We start from the raw sequence: 625 nt of genomic DNA on the forward strand, positions 1-625 counted from the left end.
ATCCCTCTACATGATAAGCGACTTTGGTCCGAATCAAGGGATGATCAATAGTGCTCATGCAATGATAGAGTTAAATCAAGAGCACAAAAGCCTCGGTCGAGCATATGATGAAAGACGTGACTTGTATTATCGAGAGTTAATTGGAGAGGATGGCAACGGTTCAAGAATCGCTCTGATCAAAGCAGTGACTTTATATGGGAGTGAAAATTACAGAAACTTCATTTATCAGAAAATTGGTATCATTAGTATTTTATTGATGCTCTCACTAGCAGGCACTATCTACTTTTTCCGCATTCCTCGAATGGCAGATATATACTTCGACCGAAAACGCCAAATCGTTTACACGTGGTACAAAGGCAAAGTTGCAGCCTGTAATTTTGATAACCTTGGTTACCGTGAAAGCATTCATGGGCTTGACCTAATACTGTACAGCGAGCACAAAAAACGACACTTTTGGCCCGCTAGGTTTGGACTTCAACCCACTGGCCGAGCTCACTTCAATAATGAAAATGATAATACTGAGTTTATGGCTCAGATCTTTGCTTTCATGGATAAAGCAAAGAAGCCGTAATAACAGGCGATAAGTTTGTTCGTCCGCAGCCGCAGTACTACCTGTACATTGATG

At 41.3% G+C, this 625-nt stretch carries 1 pseudogene; it reads left to right on the plus strand.

What is annotated here, in order from left to right:
* Positions 1 to 571 (plus strand): annotated as a pseudogene (locus tag UA76_RS19115) (hypothetical protein); the annotation flags it as partial.
* Between the last annotated feature and the right edge of the window lie 54 nt (positions 572 to 625).

It is taken from the genome of Vibrio mexicanus (assembly GCF_001012815.1).
In the GTDB taxonomy this organism is placed as follows: domain Bacteria; phylum Pseudomonadota; class Gammaproteobacteria; order Enterobacterales; family Vibrionaceae; genus Vibrio; species Vibrio mexicanus.